Origin of the sequence: Tepidimonas sp. (assembly GCF_046292505.1) — a bacterium.
GTDB lineage: Bacteria > Pseudomonadota > Gammaproteobacteria > Burkholderiales > Burkholderiaceae_C > Tepidimonas.
Genome location: NZ_JBKBQX010000268.1, coordinates 1 through 534, shown reverse-complemented (window position 1 = coordinate 534; position 534 = coordinate 1). Strand labels below are relative to the sequence as shown.

At 60.3% G+C, this 534-nt stretch carries 1 pseudogene; it reads right to left on the bottom strand.

Annotated elements, in window-relative coordinates:
* Positions 1-534 (bottom strand): annotated as a pseudogene (locus tag ACK4TH_RS13195) (UDP-glucose 6-dehydrogenase); the annotation flags it as partial.

Sequence of the window (534 nt, the reverse complement as noted above, 5' to 3'; positions counted from 1 at the left end):
AGCTTTATTGCCTCGGCCTCGGTGCTGTCGGTCAGCAGCGTGGGGATGTCCTGCTTGATTGCCCCTTGCTGCAAAAGCGAGGCAAATACTCGCGCCCGCTCAGACTTCTCGCCGACCACGATGCGTGAAGGATGCAGGTTGTCGTGGAGCGCCTTGCCCTCGCGCAGGAACTCGGGCGAGAAGATCAGGTTGGGCGTACCGAGTGCTTCCCGGGTGCGTGCAGTGTAGCCCACCGGCACGGTGGACTTGATGACCATCGTCGCCTGCGGGTTGATAGCCATCACGGCACGAATCACTGCTTCGACCGAGGACGTATTGAAATAGTTGGTCTCGGGGTCGTAGTCGGTGGGTGTGGCGATGATGACAAAGTCGGCACCACCATAGGCCTCCTGCAGATCAAGGGTTGCGCGAAAGTTCAACGGCTTGTGCTGCAGGTAATCCTCGATCTCGGCATCGTCGATCGGTGACACCCGGCGATTGAGCATCGCCACCTTGTCGGCAACGATGTCGAGCGCGACGACCTCGTGGTGCTGG